20 protein-coding genes are annotated in these 17,683 nt (G+C 55.9%); 10 read left to right on the plus strand and 10 right to left on the minus strand.

Annotated elements, in window-relative coordinates:
- Nucleotides 1-157 precede the first annotated feature (157 nt).
- Nucleotides 158-838 carry an ASCH domain-containing protein gene (locus C1N56_RS07925; RefSeq protein ID WP_058771148.1) on the minus strand — a complete coding sequence of 227 codons (681 nt, stop codon included), beginning with the start codon at nucleotides 836-838 and terminating at the stop codon, nucleotides 158-160.
- A 580-nt stretch (nucleotides 839-1,418) separates the two neighbouring features.
- On the opposite strand from C1N56_RS07925, the gene C1N56_RS07930 reads away from it, so the two are divergent.
- Together C1N56_RS07930 and C1N56_RS07935 are read left to right on the plus strand one after the other, a co-directional pair.
- Entirely contained in the window at nucleotides 1,419-2,123 is a 705-nt protein-coding gene (locus C1N56_RS07930; RefSeq protein ID WP_058757381.1) for a phosphohydrolase, read from the plus strand.
- Between the two features lie 70 nt (nucleotides 2,124-2,193).
- A complete protein-coding gene (locus C1N56_RS07935; protein WP_021509844.1) occupies nucleotides 2,194-2,439 on the plus strand; it encodes a hypothetical protein in 246 nt (81 codons plus the stop codon).
- 40 nt (nucleotides 2,440-2,479) lie between these two features.
- Here the strand turns inward: C1N56_RS07935 and C1N56_RS07940 are convergent, their stop codons facing one another.
- Both C1N56_RS07940 and dcm read right to left on the minus strand, forming a co-directional pair.
- Nucleotides 2,480-4,075, minus strand: a complete 1,596-nt coding sequence (locus tag C1N56_RS07940) for a methyl-accepting chemotaxis protein (protein WP_394517369.1) — start codon at nucleotides 4,073-4,075, stop codon at nucleotides 2,480-2,482.
- 150 nt (nucleotides 4,076-4,225) lie between these two features.
- Nucleotides 4,226-5,623, minus strand: coding sequence for a DNA (cytosine-5-)-methyltransferase (gene dcm, locus C1N56_RS07945; RefSeq protein WP_338671011.1), 1,398 nt, complete (start codon nucleotides 5,621-5,623; stop codon nucleotides 4,226-4,228).
- A gap of 156 nt (nucleotides 5,624-5,779) precedes the next feature.
- Between dcm and C1N56_RS07950 the strand changes: the two genes are divergently transcribed.
- The 6 genes from C1N56_RS07950 (at nucleotide 5,780) to dgcQ (ending at nucleotide 9,843) form a co-directional block, all read left to right on the plus strand.
- Nucleotides 5,780-6,256 (plus strand): very short patch repair endonuclease, encoded by a 477-nt coding sequence (locus C1N56_RS07950; protein ID WP_394517370.1) that lies wholly within the window; start codon nucleotides 5,780-5,782, stop codon nucleotides 6,254-6,256.
- 70 nt (nucleotides 6,257-6,326) lie between these two features.
- Entirely contained in the window at nucleotides 6,327-6,602 is a 276-nt protein-coding gene (locus tag C1N56_RS07955; RefSeq protein ID WP_021509848.1) for a hypothetical protein, read from the plus strand.
- An 11-nt stretch (nucleotides 6,603-6,613) separates the two neighbouring features.
- A complete protein-coding gene (locus C1N56_RS07960) occupies nucleotides 6,614-7,525 on the plus strand; it encodes a DUF808 domain-containing protein (protein WP_058757386.1) in 912 nt (303 codons plus the stop codon).
- A 36-nt stretch (nucleotides 7,526-7,561) separates the two neighbouring features.
- Entirely contained in the window at nucleotides 7,562-7,696 is a 135-nt protein-coding gene (locus C1N56_RS07965; protein ID WP_254919505.1) for a hypothetical protein, read from the plus strand.
- 181 nt (nucleotides 7,697-7,877) lie between these two features.
- Complete coding sequence (locus C1N56_RS07970) at nucleotides 7,878-8,057, plus strand: YodC family protein (RefSeq protein ID WP_394517371.1); 180 nt, start codon at nucleotides 7,878-7,880, stop codon at nucleotides 8,055-8,057.
- Nucleotides 8,058-8,190: 133 nt separating this feature from the next.
- The gene (gene dgcQ, locus C1N56_RS07975; RefSeq protein WP_104188848.1) at nucleotides 8,191-9,843 is read left to right on the plus strand and encodes a cellulose biosynthesis regulator diguanylate cyclase DgcQ; all 1,653 of its coding nucleotides are present in this window, start codon (nucleotides 8,191-8,193) and stop codon (nucleotides 9,841-9,843) included.
- Here the strand turns inward: dgcQ and C1N56_RS07980 are convergent.
- The 3 genes from C1N56_RS07980 to C1N56_RS07990 all read right to left on the minus strand — a co-directional run bounded on the left by C1N56_RS07980 (nucleotide 9,840) and on the right by C1N56_RS07990 (nucleotide 12,477).
- Nucleotides 9,840-11,060 (minus strand): glycosyltransferase family protein, encoded by a 1,221-nt coding sequence (locus C1N56_RS07980; RefSeq protein ID WP_058757388.1) that lies wholly within the window; start codon nucleotides 11,058-11,060, stop codon nucleotides 9,840-9,842. The two genes, dgcQ and C1N56_RS07980, sit on opposite strands and share 4 nt — an antisense overlap.
- A 26-nt stretch (nucleotides 11,061-11,086) precedes the next feature.
- Nucleotides 11,087-11,884 (minus strand): mannosyl-3-phosphoglycerate phosphatase-related protein, encoded by a 798-nt coding sequence (locus tag C1N56_RS07985; protein ID WP_394517372.1) that lies wholly within the window; start codon nucleotides 11,882-11,884, stop codon nucleotides 11,087-11,089.
- A 359-nt stretch (nucleotides 11,885-12,243) separates the two neighbouring features.
- Entirely contained in the window at nucleotides 12,244-12,477 is a 234-nt protein-coding gene (locus C1N56_RS07990; RefSeq protein ID WP_058757390.1) for a YodD family protein, read from the minus strand.
- A 316-nt stretch (nucleotides 12,478-12,793) separates the two neighbouring features.
- Between C1N56_RS07990 and C1N56_RS07995 the strand changes: the two genes are divergently transcribed.
- On the plus strand, nucleotides 12,794-12,952 hold the full coding sequence (locus tag C1N56_RS07995; protein WP_021509855.1) for a YqaE/Pmp3 family membrane protein: 159 nt from the start codon (nucleotides 12,794-12,796) through the stop codon (nucleotides 12,950-12,952).
- 67 nt (nucleotides 12,953-13,019) lie between these two features.
- Nucleotides 13,020-13,217 (plus strand): protein DsrB, encoded by a 198-nt coding sequence (dsrB, locus tag C1N56_RS08000; protein ID WP_010618650.1) that lies wholly within the window; start codon nucleotides 13,020-13,022, stop codon nucleotides 13,215-13,217.
- A gap of 245 nt (nucleotides 13,218-13,462) precedes the next feature.
- Here the strand turns inward: dsrB and C1N56_RS08005 are convergent, their stop codons facing one another.
- The 4 genes from C1N56_RS08005 to fliQ form a co-directional block, all read right to left on the minus strand.
- On the minus strand, nucleotides 13,463-15,166 hold the full coding sequence (locus tag C1N56_RS08005) for a methyl-accepting chemotaxis protein (protein WP_058776029.1): 1,704 nt from the start codon (nucleotides 15,164-15,166) through the stop codon (nucleotides 13,463-13,465).
- Between the two features lie 163 nt (nucleotides 15,167-15,329).
- Nucleotides 15,330-15,965: a transcriptional regulator RcsA gene (gene rcsA / locus C1N56_RS08010; RefSeq protein WP_021509858.1), complete on the minus strand. Its 636-nt coding sequence runs from the start codon at nucleotides 15,963-15,965 to the stop codon at nucleotides 15,330-15,332.
- Nucleotides 15,966-16,592: 627 nt separating this feature from the next.
- On the minus strand, nucleotides 16,593-17,381 hold the full coding sequence (fliR, locus tag C1N56_RS08015) for a flagellar biosynthetic protein FliR (RefSeq protein WP_021509859.1): 789 nt from the start codon (nucleotides 17,379-17,381) through the stop codon (nucleotides 16,593-16,595).
- On the minus strand, nucleotides 17,381-17,650 hold the full coding sequence (gene fliQ, locus C1N56_RS08020) for a flagellar biosynthesis protein FliQ (RefSeq protein WP_010618647.1): 270 nt from the start codon (nucleotides 17,648-17,650) through the stop codon (nucleotides 17,381-17,383). The genes fliR and fliQ overlap by 1 nt, the downstream gene beginning before the upstream one ends.
- Nucleotides 17,651-17,683: the final 33 nt, after the last annotated feature.

The raw sequence follows: 17,683 nt of genomic DNA on the forward strand, positions 1-17,683 counted from the left end.
ATTCAACCTGTTAGCGGCGGATTTGTCTGTGACAGGGATTGCAAACTGGCAAGGTGGGAAAGGGGCGCGCTGTGCCGCCGGCGAGGGGGCAAGGGCTGATGATTCACTGAATCGCGCAAAAGATGACGCCCTCTTCTGTGCGGAAGAGGGCAAACGGTTAGCCTTCACGCTCCACACGCTGGAATGCGATGACCCAGACCCAGGGATTCACCTCCCAGCTGGTGGCGCCGTACTGCTTCTGCCACGCCTTGCGGTAAGCTTCTTTCGGCGATTCGGAATTCATGTTCATAGTGAAGAAATTATTGAGGAAGTGCGAATCGGTCTGCACGCCTTCCGCCATGATGTCGTCTTCGCTGATGTCCTGAATTTTCTCCGCGCGTACCGCCGTGATTTCCAGATCGATGCGGCTGGCCCAGCGCGGCATATGGATGGCGGTCTGCCAGCCAAACTGCTCGGCGACCTGCTGATTTTCTTCCTGTTGTCCAAGTTCATGGCTGTCGGCGCGATACTGGCAAAATGCCGGATTGCGGAACGGCAGCGGATCGCGCTCGTATTCCGCCAGCTGCGCCTCAGGCACAATCGGACCCCGCCAGGTTTCACGCACCCACAGGCGATCGCCGACCTGGCCAAACGGGCACTGGGCGCCAATGTCCGCCATCGACATCAGCTTGTAGCCATGCAGATGATTAGCGCTGACATCAAACGCGTGCACGCCTTCATGATGATCCTGTCCCGGGCCAAACGCCTGAGTTTTCATAATGCGCCGGGTCTGAGTTTGCTGGCCAACCAGCAGGGCGCGCACCCGCTGTTCGGAAAAAAGAATCGGCCGTTCTTTCATTATGTACCTCATGTTGTATCACGTACCCGGAGAACTTCGACGAAACATCCGTATCCTCGGATGAGAGCATTAGCATAATGGGTTTGAATCAATTTGCTTAATAATTTGTCGCCTTATTATCGGGCAATAACTGCCGCTTCCGGTATTAAAAATGGCTCATAAGCAAACAGTGTGCTGACGAAGGCTCCGGGTACAGGTGAGAGCCGTAAATTTCCCCTATACAGTACGTTATAACGGTCGCAATGGGAATCTTTTCAGATTATGTCGCTATGCAAAGGGGCGTTTTAATGCTGGGGTTGCGACAGGCTAAACTGGACCTTTGGCGATGCTGAAAATTCACCCAGCGGGAAATGCATCACCGAAATTAAACAGAGTGGCTTAACTAAAACAGGTTAAGGAAATACTGAAAACGGTATCGCGGCTGGGCAAGCGGCTTTAACAGCGCTATAACATGATCGGGATCGCATTTTTTTGCGCTGGACATCCGGGAAGGGTGTAAAGAAAGTGTCATCACCGGGCCGCTATGATGAGACGCAAGCCGTACCCGGTGCGAAATAATAGCAATAACAGGAGAAGCACGATGTCACTGACCCATTGGCAACACCGTTACGAAAGCTGGCTGCAGCTGAACTGGCTGCACGATGATAAAGCCCATGATATCGCGCACCTGCGCCGCGTCTGGATGAGCGCGGCCCGCATCATGCAAAACACCAATGCCGATCCGCTGGTGGTGCTGACTGCCTGCTATTTCCACGATGTGGTGAACCTGCCGAAAAACCATCCGGAACGCCATCTGGCTTCGACTTACGCGGCGGAAGAGACGCGCCGCATTCTGCAACAGGATTTTCCGGACTTCCCCTCAGCGCTGCTGGACAGCGTGGCGCATGCGGTGCAGGCCCACAGTTTCAGCGCCCGCATTACGCCAAAAACGTTAGAAGCGAAGATCGTTCAGGATGCCGATCGTCTCGAATCATTAGGCGCGATTGGCCTTGCGCGCGTTTTCTATACCGCAGGTGCGCTGGGACGGCCGTTGTTCGACAGCGATGATCCGCTGGGTAAAGATCGTGAACTGGATGACGTAAAGTGGACGCTGGATCATTTCCAGAAGAAACTGCTGAGCCTGCCGCAGACCATGCAGACGGAAACCGGCCGTCTGCTGGCGGAACATAACGCTGATTTTCTCGTCCGCTATATGGCGAAGCTGTGCGCCGAACTGCAGGGCAATCTGACCGATATTGATGAGTCCGTGTTACGCGATTTCAGTCCCATTCCGGCACAATATTAAATTTTTATGACAGTCTGTTAACTTTCATCTGCTTCCGCTACGTTGTTGTAAATCAAGAGGGAGTGTGAAGATGACCGAGACCGTTAACTTAACCATTAAAATTGACCCGGCGCTGAAAGAGCACATTAAACAGTTAGCCGCTGATAACCAAATCTCCATGAGTCAGGAGATCGTTAACCGCCTGCAGGCCAGTTTAGATGCCGTTGAGCCACCGGCCGTCGACAGCCTGCATACCGAAGAGGCGGGCGATCAACTGAGCGCCGCCGAGCTGAAGCAGGTGCGTGCACTGCTGAAGAAAAGTAAGAAAAAGAAATAACACCAAAACCCGTCGCTGACGGGTTTTTTCTTTCTGCACCTTAGCTAACGCGGAACTGCTGCGCGCGCTGCGTCAGTCGTGCTGACAGTTCACTCAGCTGCGCCGCTGCCTGCACCTGCTGATCAGTCAGGGCTTCGTTTTGCTGGAGCTGAAGACTCATTTCCACCACTTCCTGGGCAATTTTGCTCACGCGATGGCTCTGCGCCGTACTGTTATCCTGCAGCTCATTCAGCTGGCTGACCACGCCCGATACCGCCTGGCCAATCCGCGCAAACAGCACTTCCAGCGCCTGCACCTTCGCAAAGCCATCCTGCACGTGCTGCTGCGTGTGCTGGATTAAACCGTCGATCTGCCGCGTGGATGCGCCGCTCTGCTGCGACAGCAATCCCATCTCTTTGGCGACGACCGAAAAACTGCGCCCGTAAGCGCCAGCATGCGCAGATTCTATCGCCGCATTAAGCGACAGCAGACGCGTCTGCATCGACAGGCTGTCCAGCATGCCGACGATGCCAGCGATATCGCCAGCTGCCGCGACGATCTGCTGCATCTGGTGATCCATATTGTCGACTTCATGGGCGCAGTGACGCATCAGCGCATCCGCGGACTGCGCGTCGTGAGTCGCCTGTTGCGAGAAGTGTGCACCTTTTTCCACCTCTTCTGACACGCGATGCAGCCGCTGCGACAGATGATGGAAGCTGGCATTTTGCGCCTGATGCTGCTGCATCACCTGCTGATTATGCTGCTGCATCTCGTCAGCGCCGGCCGCCACACGGGTTGCTACCGCCGTAATGTCGCTGACGATCTGCTGCAAACCCTGACGCATGGTATCGATGGACAGGAGCAGCTGGCGCGTTTCCAGCGACTGACGACGCGTCGGCGCCGGGCTGGCGACCAGATCGCCCGTCGCGATTTGTGCCAGCTGGGCGTTGGCGTGACGCAGCGGCAGCAACACGCCGCGCATCAGCAGCGCGGCGGCCAGCAGCAGCAGCGCCATCAATAACGCGGCGATCGCCAGCGCCAGATTGCGGCTCTGCTTGAGCGTGCTGAGCGAATGCTGGTTGACGCTGCCGAGCTGCTGATTGGCCTGTTCGATTTCGCTAAACCAGGCATCGTTGAACTGCTGCTGGAAAGCCTGCATCGGCACCATAAAAAATGCGTTGATATCATTGGCTGCCAGCCCTTTCAGCTGCTCCTGCAGCCCGCCGGCCAGTAGCACGAAGCCCTGTGCCAGCGGGCTATCGCTTTTCGCCTGATAGGCAGCAAACAGCTGCTGCGCCTGCTGCAATGAGGTAGTAGCTGCCGCCGCCAGGCTTTTCCAGCTGTCGACCGAACCGCTCTGCTGGTCCTGCATCAGATAAATACCGGCACGATGGCTGTTGTCGCTGGCGGTGAGTAACTCAATGCGTGCTTTATCCAGCAGGGCCAGCCGTTCGCGCAGCTGGCTGGCCTGCTGCAATGAGTGTTGCGTCTGATTCACGTGCTGGTTGAGCAACAGCACCCCGGCAAACTGCAGCAGACAAAACAGCAAAATAAACAGCATGAACTGGCTGCGCAGGCTGGAGAGCCAGACGGGCAGACGCAGGGTAAAACGAGGTCGCAGCCGCAGCGGCAGGGAGATTACAGACAGGAGAGACATCAAACAGCTCCGCAAAAAATAAAACGCAGTATTGGTTTGATGCGTGACAGTCCGGTGACAGTGCGCGCGATGTGCGGCAAAACAGCACATCGCGCGTTACTAAAGCAAATTGCGGGGCGGAAAACCGGGGCGTGAAGCGCGGCTGCGTTTTCAGCGGCGCTGACGCGCGTGCTGCTCAATCAGCGGCAGCAGCAGTTTCGCTACGGCGGCGAACACCGGTACCACCACCGAGTTACCAAACTGTTTGTAGGCTTGTGTGTCGGAGACCGGAATGCGGAAGCGCGCTTCGCCCGGCGCTTCAAAGCCCATCAGGCGGGCACATTCACGCGGCGTCAGGCGGCGCGGGCGGCGCGCTATGTTCGCGGCCTGCTGAAAATCCTGCTCGCCCAGCGCGTGATCCCAGCCGCGATCGATCAGGATTTCCGACCCGTCTTTATAGTAGCGTGCTGACAGCGTGCGCACGCAGCAGTGCGGATTGCGCGGATCGTTGAGGCCAAAGCCAAAACCGTTGCCTTTGGCTTTATGCTTCTTCGCATACTGGTACAGATAGTGCCACAGCGTGGGCGACAGGGTATATTTTGCCGCCGGCTGCGGCTCCAGCAGGCTGTGCAGCGGCGGAACTTCAGGCGGATAGAGCGCCGCCAGCGCGCGCAGCGAAAAACCCTCGCTCAGGCCGGTATCGCGCCGGATCCCCACCAGCACGATGCGCTCGCGGTGCTGTGGCAGGAAGTGACGCGCATCGACCACTTTGGCATCCGGCGATGAGTCGTCAGCCGCGTCAGCGACGTCGTAACCCAGCTCATCCAGCGTGGCCATAATAATGGCAAAGGTGCGGCCTTTATCATGGCTCTTGAGGTTCTTCACATTCTCCAGCACGAAAAACGGCGGTTTTTTGGCGGCGAGGATGCGCGCCACATCAAAAAACAGCGTGCCCTGGGCTTCACATTCAAAACCGTGGGCGCGACCCAGCGCATTCTTCTTGCTGACGCCGGCCAGCGAAAAGGGCTGACAGGGAAAGCCGGCCAGCAGCACCTGATGGTCGGGAATCGTCTTATCGATATGCTGATAAATCGCCTGCTCATCCGGCAAACCGGCCGGCTGGGTAATCAGCCGGATATCACTGTTGAACTGATGCCGGGCGGGATCGCTGTAGTGATTGGCTTTATAGGTGCGCACCGCTTCTTTATTCCACTCGCTGGTGAATACGCACTGGCCACCAATCTGCTCAAAGCCGCGGCGAATACCCCCGATGCCGGCAAACAGATCGATAAACTGAAAGCGGGGATTGTCATAATGCGCCGGTCGCGACGGCAGCAGCGCCTGCAGACGGGCGACCTCCGCCGCTGACAGCGCGGGCGCGGCACTTTTTCCCGCGCGAATACGGTTAAGCTGCGTGATACTCCAGTCGCGGCCGCCGGCCTCGCTCAGGATGACCACCAGATCGCGGGCCGCGTAGATATCCAGTACCTGCAGCAGTAACGCGGTGGCGTCATCATCAGCGGAGTGCGGGGAGGGCGAAGCCGTCGCGGCGGGATCGAGTGCAAGCATGCGTTTTTCCTTAACAGTGAAGCGGCTATGCTACCACTCCTGGCGCGGCGTGGAAATTAACGATGGCTGCGCAGCGTCTCGCAATCTGCTCTGCACAAACTTTCGCTTTCGCCTCAACGCGCTAAAGTTGAAGAAGCCCGGAAAAAAGGAGACGCCATGGCAGACGTCCACTCGCATGATATTCGCAGCAAAAATATGCGCGCCATTCGCAATCAGGATACGGCGATTGAGCAGCGTATTGCGCTGCTGCTGAAAGATCGCGGCTTTAGCTTTCGTGTACAGGATAAAGCGCTGCCGGGCCGGCCGGATTTTGTGCTGCCGCAGCACAAAGCCATTATCTTTGTGCACGGCTGTTTCTGGCATCGTCACCACTGTTATCTGTTCAAAATGCCGGCCACGCGTACCGAATTCTGGAGCGGCAAAATCAACAGTAACGTGGAGCGTGACCGGCGCTATGTGCAGCAGCTGCAGGAAAGCGGCTGGAAGGTGCTGATCGTCTGGGAATGCGCGCTGCGCGGCAAACTGCGGCTGGAAGATGAAGCGCTGGTGGAGCGGCTGGAAGAGTGGTTGCTGGCTGCCATGCACAGCAGCGAGATCGATCATCAGGGATTGCATCACTATCGGGCGGATTAAGGCAGGGTGATTGCTTTTACCTGCCATAACAGTTTAGATCAGCGTTTTCTCTGGGACGCGGAACACCAGCATGAGCAGCATCAAACTGACGGTCAGACGCCTGTATCAACTGCGCGACGAGCGCATGGTCAATGCCCATGCCACGGCGCGCATTTATCTGGACGATACGCTGGTGGCCACCGAGGAGATAAGCGGCATGACAGAAAGTCCGGTGAGCAAGTATCTGCACGCCGACGATCTGCACGGGAAAACGTTACGCGTCGAATGGGACTGTGCGGGCATCGCCGATATGACGGTGACGGCGATTGAGCGGTGCCCCTGTTGTCAGGATCACGAACCGGAATAAGGAATGACATTTTGGCAGGAACCAGCTTACTGACTCTTCTGGATGATATTGCCACGCTGCTCGACGACATTTCCGTCATGGGCAAAGTGGCGGCAAAAAAGACCGCCGGCGTGCTGGGCGATGACCTGTCGCTCAATGCACAGCAGGTGACGGGCGTGAAGGCCAATCGTGAGCTCCCGGTGGTGTGGGGCGTGGCGAAAGGCTCGTTTATCAACAAACTGATCCTGGTGCCGCTGGCGCTGCTGATTTCCGCATTTGCGCCCTGGCTGATTACGCCGCTGCTGATGATTGGCGGCGCCTATCTGTGCTTTGAAGGGGTGGAAAAAGTGCTGCACAGCCTGCACCACGACAAAGCGGAGAAGAGCCCGGAAGCGCGGCAAAAGCGGCTGGATAATCTGGCGCAGCAGGACCCGCGCCAGTTCGAAAAAGATAAGGTGAAAGGCGCAGTGCGCACCGACTTCATTCTGTCGGCCGAAATTGTGGCGATTACCCTGGGCATTGTTTCGGATGCGCCGCTGCTCAATCAGGTGTTAATCCTCGCCGGTATTGCCATTCTGGTGACCATCGGCGTGTACGGTATTGTGGCGATGATCGTTAAGATTGACGATCTCGGCTACTGGCTGCGTGAGAAGTCTTCCACGCTGGCGCAGGCCACCGGCGGCGCGCTGCTGGCGCTGGCACCGTGGCTGATGAAAATCCTGTCGGTGGTTGGCACCGTCGCGATGTTCCTGGTGGGCGGCGGCATTATCGTGCACGGTATCGCGCCGCTGCATCATGCTATTGAAGAGTACAGCAGCGGCTTCCCGGGTGTGGTTTCCATGCTGCTGAGCAACGGCGCGAATCTGGTGCTGGGCTTTATTGTTGGGTCGATTGTGCTGTTAGTGGTAAATCTGGTTGCGAAGCTGCGCGGTAAATCGGTATAAAGCGCAGGAAATTTCTAATCACGGGTCAGGAGAACGATGATGAACGACGATATGTTTGAATTTGATATCGATGCACAGCTGGAGCAGGCGGAAGCCAAAGCGGCAGAAAAAGCCAGTGAAGTGCCGGCAGATATCAGCGACGAAGCCGACTGCGAAGGTTGCAAAATCTGATTTTCCACCCGGGAAAATCGTTCAAAGCCGATAATAACTTTTATCGGCTTTGTTTATTTACGGCATTTTTCACTGCTTATTCCGAATTTGTCACAGTAATAGCAATATCCTATAGGCAAAAAACGCGCACAGCTGCTATACCTTAATCCGTTCAATCAACGGTGAGAAGGGAGGGCGCGGTATGACCTTTGCAATCAGTGACGAAGTTCAGTACAAACAGGGCGGACCCACCATGGTGGTGACCGGCTATGCCAGCGGAATGGTAGAGTGTCGTTGGTATGATGGCTACAGTGTACGCCGCGAAGCGTTCCGCAGTGATGAGCTGACGCATCTGTCGGCCGCGCGCCAGCTGGCCAGCTGAGCCCCTCGGGACGGTCAGCGCGCCGTCCCGATGTCATTGTCACTTTTCACGTTTTTCCTGATCTCTGCCTGTACGCCGTTTTCCCGCCTGACTACACTTCTTCAATTCGTTGTTATCCGGAGCCTGGCTACTGATGCCAATCTCGCCACTGTCATCACGCCGCATGACGCCTGCGCTGCGCGTGCATCTCTGTTTTCTGGCGGTCTTTCTCTTTTCACTTTTTCTCACCGTCCATGAAGCGCTGGAATTAAAAAATAACTATCAGCAGCGGCAGCGCGCCCAGCTGTCCGAGATCCAGCGCAGCCTCGATAGCCGCTTTCAGGAGAGTCTGGACGAGCTTAATTACTATCAGCGGATGCTCAGCTACGCGCTGACGCACCCGCTGAATGCCGATTATGGTCAGCACGCCCTGCAGCGTTTTCAGCAGTTGCGCCATCAGCCGGTGTGGCAGTTGCAGATCGCTAACCTGCGCAGTATGCCGATTAACGGCGTCAGCGACGAATGGCTGCAGCGTGATGCGCTGCTGCAGCGCGATGATACTTATCTGCTGCCCGAGCTGCGCGCTGCGCTGGAGTTCAGCTTTATCATGCAGTTCAGCGATGAGGCGCAGGACTTTCATTCACGCTTCTGGTACACCTCGCGCGCGGGCTATTACATCAGCTCACGTCCGCCGCGCGACGCGCAGGAGCTGGCACAAAGTTACGCCACCATGACGCAGCGACCCTATTTTCGCGACCAGCAGCCGGGCCGGGCGCCGCAGACGCGATGGCACTGGACCGAAGCCTATCAGGGGGAGTTCAACGAAGGGTTGATGCTGACGGTGAGCGCACCGGTGATCGCCCATCAGCACTGGTACGGCGTGTTGTCGATGGACTTCACCCAGCAGCGAATAAATGCATTGCTGCACCAGTCGCGTCACAGCGTGCTGCAGGGCAAGCTGGTGCTCGAAGATCGCGCACTCAACGAGATCACCCGGCTGCCGGCACCGCACGATGTGGCATTGACCCCCGCGCAGCGCGGCCAGCTGATGCAGGCGATTCACCTGCAGCCGGCCGGAACACTGTGGCTGGGCAGTCAGCTGGCCAGCTGGGTTAAGTTAAAAAATGTCGATGCCTGGCTAATCAACGTGCAGAGCTTGCGCCAGGGGCTGGCGCAGGAGCTGGGGCGGGTAGCGCTGTTTCTGTTGGGCATGTGGCTGCTGTTCGTGCTGTTACTGGCGCTGGCGCATCAGGTGATTTTCCGCCTGGTGAGGCGACTGGAAGATCTCTCGGCGCGACTGGCCTGGCGCGCTAATTATGACGGCCTGACGCGCCTGCTTAATCGCAGCGCCTTTTTCGACCAGTTTATCGCGCTGGCGCGGCGCTGCGAACAGCAGCAACAGCCGCTGGCGGTGATCCAGCTCGATATCGATCATTTTAAAAAGGTCAATGATAGCTGGGGCCATCACGCGGGTGATCAGGCGCTGATGCGCGTGGCCGGCGTCATCAAACATACGCTGCGCCCTTACGACGTGGCCGGACGCATCGGCGGCGAGGAGTTTTGTATCGTGCTGCCGCACACCACGCTGGCTGAGGCGCAGGGCGTGGCAGAGCGTATCCGCAGCCGGCTGGCGGCCAAAACCATTCTGGTCAACGCCAGCACCACCTTTAGCGTTACGTTGTCGGCAGGTGTCAGCTGCAGTACTGAGCAGGGCAGTTACCATGCAGAAAGTCTGCAGGCGGTAGCGGACCACCGCCTGTATCTGGCGAAAAGCGGCGGTCGCAATCGGGTGTGCGCGGCTGGTTAGACTTTGCCCTCGTTATCCTCTTCTACCGCCTGGTAGATGCGCTGCAGGATATCGGGGAACGCCGACTGCACGCGGCTCCAGCTGGGGATAAACGGTTTCTCGTTTGGCCGCTCGATGAAAGACTGGCCGGCGTCGAGAATCGCCTGAGTGAACATCTCGACCGCCGCTTCTTCAATGTGCTGATCAAACTTCAGTCCGTTCATGGTGGCTTCGTGGTTGTAGATCTCCATCATGTCCAGCGCGTTGCGATAATAGGTGGCCTTAAGCACGCGGAACGAGTCGCTGGTGAGCGGCACGCCCATTGTCGCCAGCTTACGCAGTAGCGACTGCACGATATCGTTACTCATGCGTTTCAGGCCACCGGTGCCATCCTCTTCCGCCAGCGGCTGATGCTTATGGTCATAGTTGTCCGCGATTTCAACCTGGCAGGTCTGCCGCGTGGTGTAATTGCGATAAATCTCTGACAGCACGCCAATCTCCAGCCCCCAGTCGCCAGGGATTTTGATGCCGTTCAGCACGTGGGTGCGCATGGCAAACTCGCCGGACAGCGGATAGCGGAAACTGGTGAGATAGTCGAGATACTCCGAATGGCCGTAGACTTTCTGCAGCGAGCGCAGCAGCGGGCCCACCAGCAGACGCCCGACGCGGCCATTAAGCTTACCGTCCGCAACGCGCGCATAGAAACCTTTGCAGAATTCATACTGAAACGCCGGGTTGGCCAGCGGGTAGAGCAGACGTGCCAGCATGCCGCGCTCATAGGTCACGATGTCGCAGTCATGCAGCGCCACGCACTGCGAGCGGTCGGAGGCCAGTGTGTAGCCGGTGCAGAACCACACGTTGCGCCCCTTGCCGGGCTGGCTGGGCGACAGGCCCTCTTTATCCAGCTCGGCGTCCAGCGCTTTCAGCCGCGGGCCATCGTTCCACAAAATGCGGTGGCGCTGCGGCAGGCGAGAAAAAAACTCGCGCGCGAAAAGAAACTGATCGCGATCGGCACGATCGAGGCCAATCACAATCTCCTCCAGATAGGGCACTTTCGCCAGTTCGTTGACGATATTATCCAGCGCCGGGCCTTCCAGCTCGGAAAACAGCGAGGGCAGAATCAGCCCCATTTTGCGCTTGCGCGCAAAGCGCACCATCTCTTTTTCCAGCGACTCCACGCTGCGGTGGGTGAGATTATGAAAGTTGGTAATTACGCCGTTCTGGTAAAAATCACTCATCGTCTCATCCTTCTGGTCAGCTGCCGTTATTCAGGTTGGGCAAGAAAGTAATCCAGACCTTCGCGCCAGCCCTCAGGGCCAACGTGTGCGGTGTGGTAAACGTTATGATGATCGCTGCGTTGCAGCACCACCGGGGTTTTACTGAAACCTTTAATCACCACGGCATAATCGACGCGCTCCAGCATCGGCGCATCATTAGGGCCATCACCCAGACCAATCGTGGTGCGCTTCATGCCTTCCTGCTGCTGCAACTGCTGCAATAACTGTTCCAGCGCCACGCCTTTACCGCTGCCCGCCGGCATCACGTGCCAGAAACGTCCGCCCTGCGTCAGGGCCAGCTGATGCCCGGCCAGCGCCGCGCGGAAGGCGTCGAGCCGCGTTTCATCATCGCGCCATACGATGACTTCAGACGCATCGCGCAGTCGGCTCTGGCTGGCCTCCGTCAACGTCAGGCCGGTGAAACGGGCCACTTCTGCGTCGCTAAAGTCATGAAAGCCGGTGAAGCGAAAATCCGCCTGCAGGGTGCTGAGCGTGGCACAGAGCGCAAGATAATCGGCACCGGGCTCTTCGGCGATCTGCGCTTCCCCGGCAAAGGCGACGCGGGCACCGTTTTCCGCGATAAAGGGCGCACCGGCGATGCCCAGCCGCTTCTGCAGCGGAATAATTTCGGCTGCGGTTTTACTCGAACAAATCACCAGCGGAATCTGTTGCTGCTTAAGACGCGCCAGCCACTCGCTGGCGGCCTGCCAGTTATAGTCATGATGATCGAGCAGCGAACCATCGAGATCGGTCACGATCAGCAGGGAGGAATCTAACGGGATCATCAATACACTCCTTACGCCCAAAGGCATCCGTAAAGCGACGTGTAATCAGTATAATAGCGTAATCACGATCACACTTTTCCTTGCCGCCGGCGCGGCCACTATCCAGGATAATTCTTAAAACACCGCCCGGATACCGAAGCGGCTGCACGTTTTGTGCATGCAGAATGTCAGCCGTAGCGCGATGTTTTCGGTAACAGCAGTGCATGATTATGCAGATTTGTTCGAATTGCGTGCAGAATTGAGACTTGTCTTACTTCAGCTAAGGCGTACTCTGAAGCGGTGTTAAGATTTTCCTGGTGTAACGAATTTATTGTTTTTTCAACCCGGCCAGCGTGCCGGGTCTTTTTTTGAAATCGATTTCAGCGGTTCACTTCGGTGATGGTGAAATCACGAATATCAAGTTCAAACGCCTCGGCCAGTTCGGTGTAAGAGTCAAACGCTTCGCCATTCACCTTCACACGATGCGCATCTTCAGCCTGCATAAACTCCTGCACTTCACCTGACGTTTTTTTCTGAATCGCTTCCAGCAGCGCGTCCACGTCGATGTTCACTTCGCGCTGCACGTTATCGCTGTACTCTTTTGCTGTAGCCATGACAGCCTCCCGGAGGCAAACGAATTCCTGACAAGTATAGACGGTGACAGCGGGCGAGGGACGTGGACGGGAAACGGGCAAAAAAAAGCCCGCGCTGCGCGGGCAAAAATCCTTGTTACTTTTAGGTTGACTGCCCCTTTGGGGTTGGTGCAGTGCTGACAAGTGTACGAGGGTGCCGCGTCAAAAGTCTTTCCGGGAAACGTTAAGAAAGTGAAAAGCCCGGCTTTGACACTTCTTTACCCGCTGCATTCCCCATTCTGGCGTAAAGCAGCTATGCTTACAGCTGGTTGATTATTATGGTTATCAGGGAGTTAGTATGGATTTAATTCGGATTATTATTGCCATTCTGTTGCCACCGCTGGGCGTATTTTTACAGGTCGGCTTCGGCGGCGCCTTCTGGCTCAACATTCTGCTGACGCTGTGTGGTTACATCCCCGGCATCGTGCATGCGGTGTGGGTAATCGCCCGACGCTGATCGCGATCAGGCAGCGCTGACTATCTTCCGTTACACTATGCGCAGGACTGTTTCTGGAGAGAAATCAATGAAGGTCAATGACCGGGTAACGGTAAAAACCGACGGCGGCCCACGTCGCGTCGGTACTGTGCTGGCTGTGGAAGGCTTTAATGAGGGCACCATGTATCTGGTGGCGCTGGAGGATTACCCGCTGGGGATCTGGTTCTTTAATGAGAGCGATCACGCCGAAGGCGTGTTTGTCGAGCCGTATGCGGGGGAAGGGTAGTCTGGTTTTGCGATTAGATTGCTCTCAGGTTGCCCTCACCCTAACCCTCTCCCGCACGCGGGAGAGGGAACCGTTCAGCGCTCCTGCTCGTGGGAGAGTGAACCGTTCAGTGCGGATGATTAAAATAGATTGTTTGCAGGGCGTTAAGTGAAGACGATATTTAATCGCCGCACGGACGGCCCCCTCTCCCGCAAGCGGGAGAGGGATGGGGTGAGGGAAAAATACCGCACCCCACCTCACTCCTCTTAAAACGTCTCCCAGTTATCATTGCCCGCTGCAGCCAGCGTCGGACGTGGAGCGAGCGCTGGCGCTTTCAGCGCCGACTGCGGCGCAGCAGCCACCAGCGAAGCCGGCGTATCATTCAGGCGGAACACCGCCACCGCCTGCGTCAGTTTACCGGCCTGATCTTCCAGCGAAGCCGCGGCTGAAGAGGCTTCCTCCACCAGCGAGGCGTTCTGCTGCGTCACGTTATCCATCTCGGTCACCGCCAGGCTGACCTGCTGAATGCCACGGCTCTGCTCATCAGACGCTGCCGCAATCTCGGCCATAATGTCGGTAACGCGGCGCACCGCTTCGACAATCTCGCCCATGGTGCTGCCGGCTTCGCCGACCTGATGCGAGCCATTGCTGATCAAATCCACCGACTCGGCAATCAGCGACTCAATCTCTTTCGCTGCCTGCGCACTGCGCTGCGCCAGATTGCGCACTTCACTGGCGACCACGGCGAAGCCACGGCCCTGTTCCCCGGCGCGCGCGGCTTCTACCGCGGCGTTCAGCGCCAGGATATTGGTCTGGAAGGCGATACTGTTAATAACATTGGTAATCTCGGCAATTTTCTTCGAGCTGCCGGAGATGTTATTCATGGTTTTCACCACGCCGCTCACCAGTTCACCACCGCTGCGCGCTTTGCCAGACGCATCGGCGGCCAGCTGGCTGGCGTGATGGGCGTTTTCGGCGTTCTGCTTCACCGTGGCGGTGAGCTGCTCCATGCTGGCGGCAGTCTGCTCCAGCGCGGAAGCCTGCTGCTCGGTGCGTGATGACAGATCGGTGTTACCTGCGGAGATCTCACTGGAGCCCTGATAAATCGCCACCGCGCCTTCACGGACAGTGCCAACGGTGCGCACCAGCGACGCCTGCATCAGCTGCAGGTTGTGCAGCAGGCTGCCAATTTCGTTGCGACCATAGGCCTGCTCGGGGGCGGTGAGATCGCCCTGCGCGATGCGCTCAATGCGACCCACCGACAGGCGCAGCGGATTGATCACCACGCGGCGCAGGAACACGAAGGTGAGCAGCACCAGCAGCAGCGCGGCGGCAAAAGCCGCAGCCATCGCGATAAAACCGACGCGCGACTGATGCGCCGCTTCGGCGTTAATCGCTTCGGCGCGCTCGGTGCGGATCTTAATCGCCTTCAGCAGCACGGCATTATAGGCATCATCCAGCTTGCGCGTGACATCGGTCTCCTGCGCGACAATCCCTTCAAAGCTGCCCTGTTTCGCCGACTCGATCATCGGCTTCAGGCCTTTATCAATATAGGCATTGAAGCTGGTGGTGAGCGGACCGTCGAGCGCCAGGTCAGCCGGCGTCTTCATTTTGCGATCCATATAAATTTTGAAGCCCTCGCGCGCCTGCTTAATGCGCGTTTCGGTGCGCGCCAGATCGGCACGATAGCCATCCATTTCACCGATGCGCGCCGCCGCGCCCGACTGCAGTACATTAAGGCGTGCGGTTCGCAGATGGTTTGAGCTGTTAGAAATGCCCATGCGCACCTGAATCTCATCGGTGGCGTCATTGAGGGAATTATTGCTCTGAATCAGAAAGTAGCTGGCGAGTCCAATGCATAGGGCAAAAAGCAGCAGAATGCCACCAAAGATCATGCTGAACAGAGGCATCAGGCGTAGGTTTTGCCAGATGCTGAGCTTATGTTGCTCATCTATCGATGCTGTTTTCATTTCCTTGCTCTCATAGTGGTAAGGGGTTCTGAAAACAAGCATCGGCAGCAGGGGATAAAGGCTTAGCGGGGAAGTGGGATCGCGCTCGCAAAACGCTCAAAAATAATCAAGGCCAGTCGCGGGGACTGGCCTTGACCACAAAGCGTATTATCGTAAGGTGAAATTATCGCACGTTGACATAAATGCCCGAGGTAACATTATCTGTCAGGCGCACCACATGATAAATAACCTGTTTATTGTGCGTTTTAATTTTGCGTTTAATATTGCCTTTATGTGACGAAACAGTTTTCGCTTTGATTTGCATCTTATCCGAAATCTGAATGGTGTCATGACCTGACATCCACATTTTCAGCATATTCGATTCAGTCTGGCTCAATGTCAGTGGATGAATATCCAGCCCGGCAGAAATGCGCGGTGAGGCATTGAGTTTCTTTTGCAGGTAGGTGCCCAGCAGGGAGTCCAGTGTCGATGTTTTTATCGATTTTGACGTAATAATCAGGTTCTTACGAACGTAGAGGTATTCCTCAAAATGGATATTCGAGATCGCCATAAAAATAAAGAATAGCGTATCCGGATGCTGCATGATAATAGAACGAATGCGATCGCTGGAATCGGATTCGTGAATAAAGCATTCTTCGTTAATAAATACTACGCCCGGTTTTAATTGCTCACACCGTTGTTGCAATTGTTCGATGTCAGACACGGAAGTAATATTTTTCTTTTTGACTCCTTTTGCCGACATATAGTCTGACAAACCCAGGCGTGTGTAGTTACATGAATCCATAATAATCGTTGGCATTATAGCGACCCTCACCAATTTGTTATCCGTTTAAATCAACGATGAATACGCGTTTGCGGTACGAGAGAGATTTCCAAAGACACTTTTTTATTCTGCTCGGCAGACTGGCGTAATGCATTCCTGCGCCATCTTGACTCGTCCCTGACCCGTTCTGCGAAGTTTATTGTGTTACTTCCACGTCACTCTTGTCCCCGCGATAGTGGGAATCGCCGGGAATTTGGTTTATGTGTTTCTTTCGCTCTGTTTTGAGAGCCCTGTCACTATCGCGCAAGTCACAGACAAATCTGATAGGACAATTCTTAAAAACATTTGAATCGCGAAAGTGTGACGTTTCAGCGAGTGTTGACAATGCCGGAAAAAAGGGATTTAGACAAGAAAAATCGCTGTAATATTTTTTTTGTTTAAAAACAGCCCTTTGAGCATTTTATCAACCGATTCACCGGCTTAACCGGCTTAGGAATCGTCTGACTAAAATACGCGAAGCGCCGTTTAATAAGAATAATTTTCACCATAAATGCGCATTTATCAGAATATCCTCAGTTGATTTCTGAAAAATATGGTTCGAAAAATGCACAGAATGTTTTTGATTACTTAACTATCGTATAAGAAGGTTAACAGTATCGTTAATCAACGGGCAGGGGAAAGTTCTGATACAAACTGCGCGAGTAAATCAAAGACTTCACCGAACAGATGTTCACAGAAAGGTGCAAGCAACGGCATCATCATACCCAGACTCAGGATCCCTACCGTTAAGGTGATTGGGAAGCCGATGGCGAAAACCGACAGCTGAGGTGAAACGCGGTTTAACAAACCTAGTGCCAGGTTTAGCGTGAGGAGCAGAATTATTAAGGGTAGCGCTAACATCATGCCATTAAGGAAAATTAAGCTGGCGGCTTTGGTCAGCGCCATGAAGGCGTTGGCGTTGAGTGGCTGATCGTTAATCGGCAATGTGTGAAAACTGTCCACCAGTAACGAGATCAACCACAGGTGACCGTTGAAGGTCAGGAACAGCAGCATCGCCAGCATGTCGAGAAAACGGGCCAGCAGCGGCATGTTGATCCGGCTGTTCGGGTCGAGCAGGGTGGCAAAAGAGAGACCCATCTGCAGACCAATCATCTCACCGGCCAGCCGCACGGCAGAAAAAGCCAGCTGCATGGTCAGACCAATCCCGACGCCAATCAGCAGCTGCTGCACCAGCATCCAGAAACCGGCCGGAGTAAACAGCGTCACTTCGACCGGCGGCAGCAGCGGCATCAGAATCCAGGTGGTGACTACCGCCAGTCCAATTTTGACCCGTTTTGGAATCGAACGTTCATTCAGCAGCGGAGCGCTGGCAAACAGCGCCAGCAAACGCACCATCGGCCAGAAGAATTGCGCCACCCAGTGCACCAGCTGGCTGCTGTCGAGGGTGACCATTAGCCGATGATGTAAGGCAGGTTGCTGAACAGGGTACGGATGTAGTCCAGCATCAGGTTGAGCATCCACGGTCCGGCCACCACAGCAGTGGCCGCCACGGCAAGAATTTTCGGTATAAACGACAGTGTCTGTTCGTTAATCTGCGTTGCCGCCTGCAGAATACTGATCAGCAAACCGCTCACCATCGCCACCAGCAGCAGCGGAGCGGCCATCATCAGGGCGATACGCATCGCTTCCTGGCCCATTACCATTACCGATTCCGGTGTCATGTTGCGCTCCTGTCGAGAGAAAGGTGAGGGCGG

The organism is Pantoea sp. SGAir0175 (assembly GCF_043547855.1).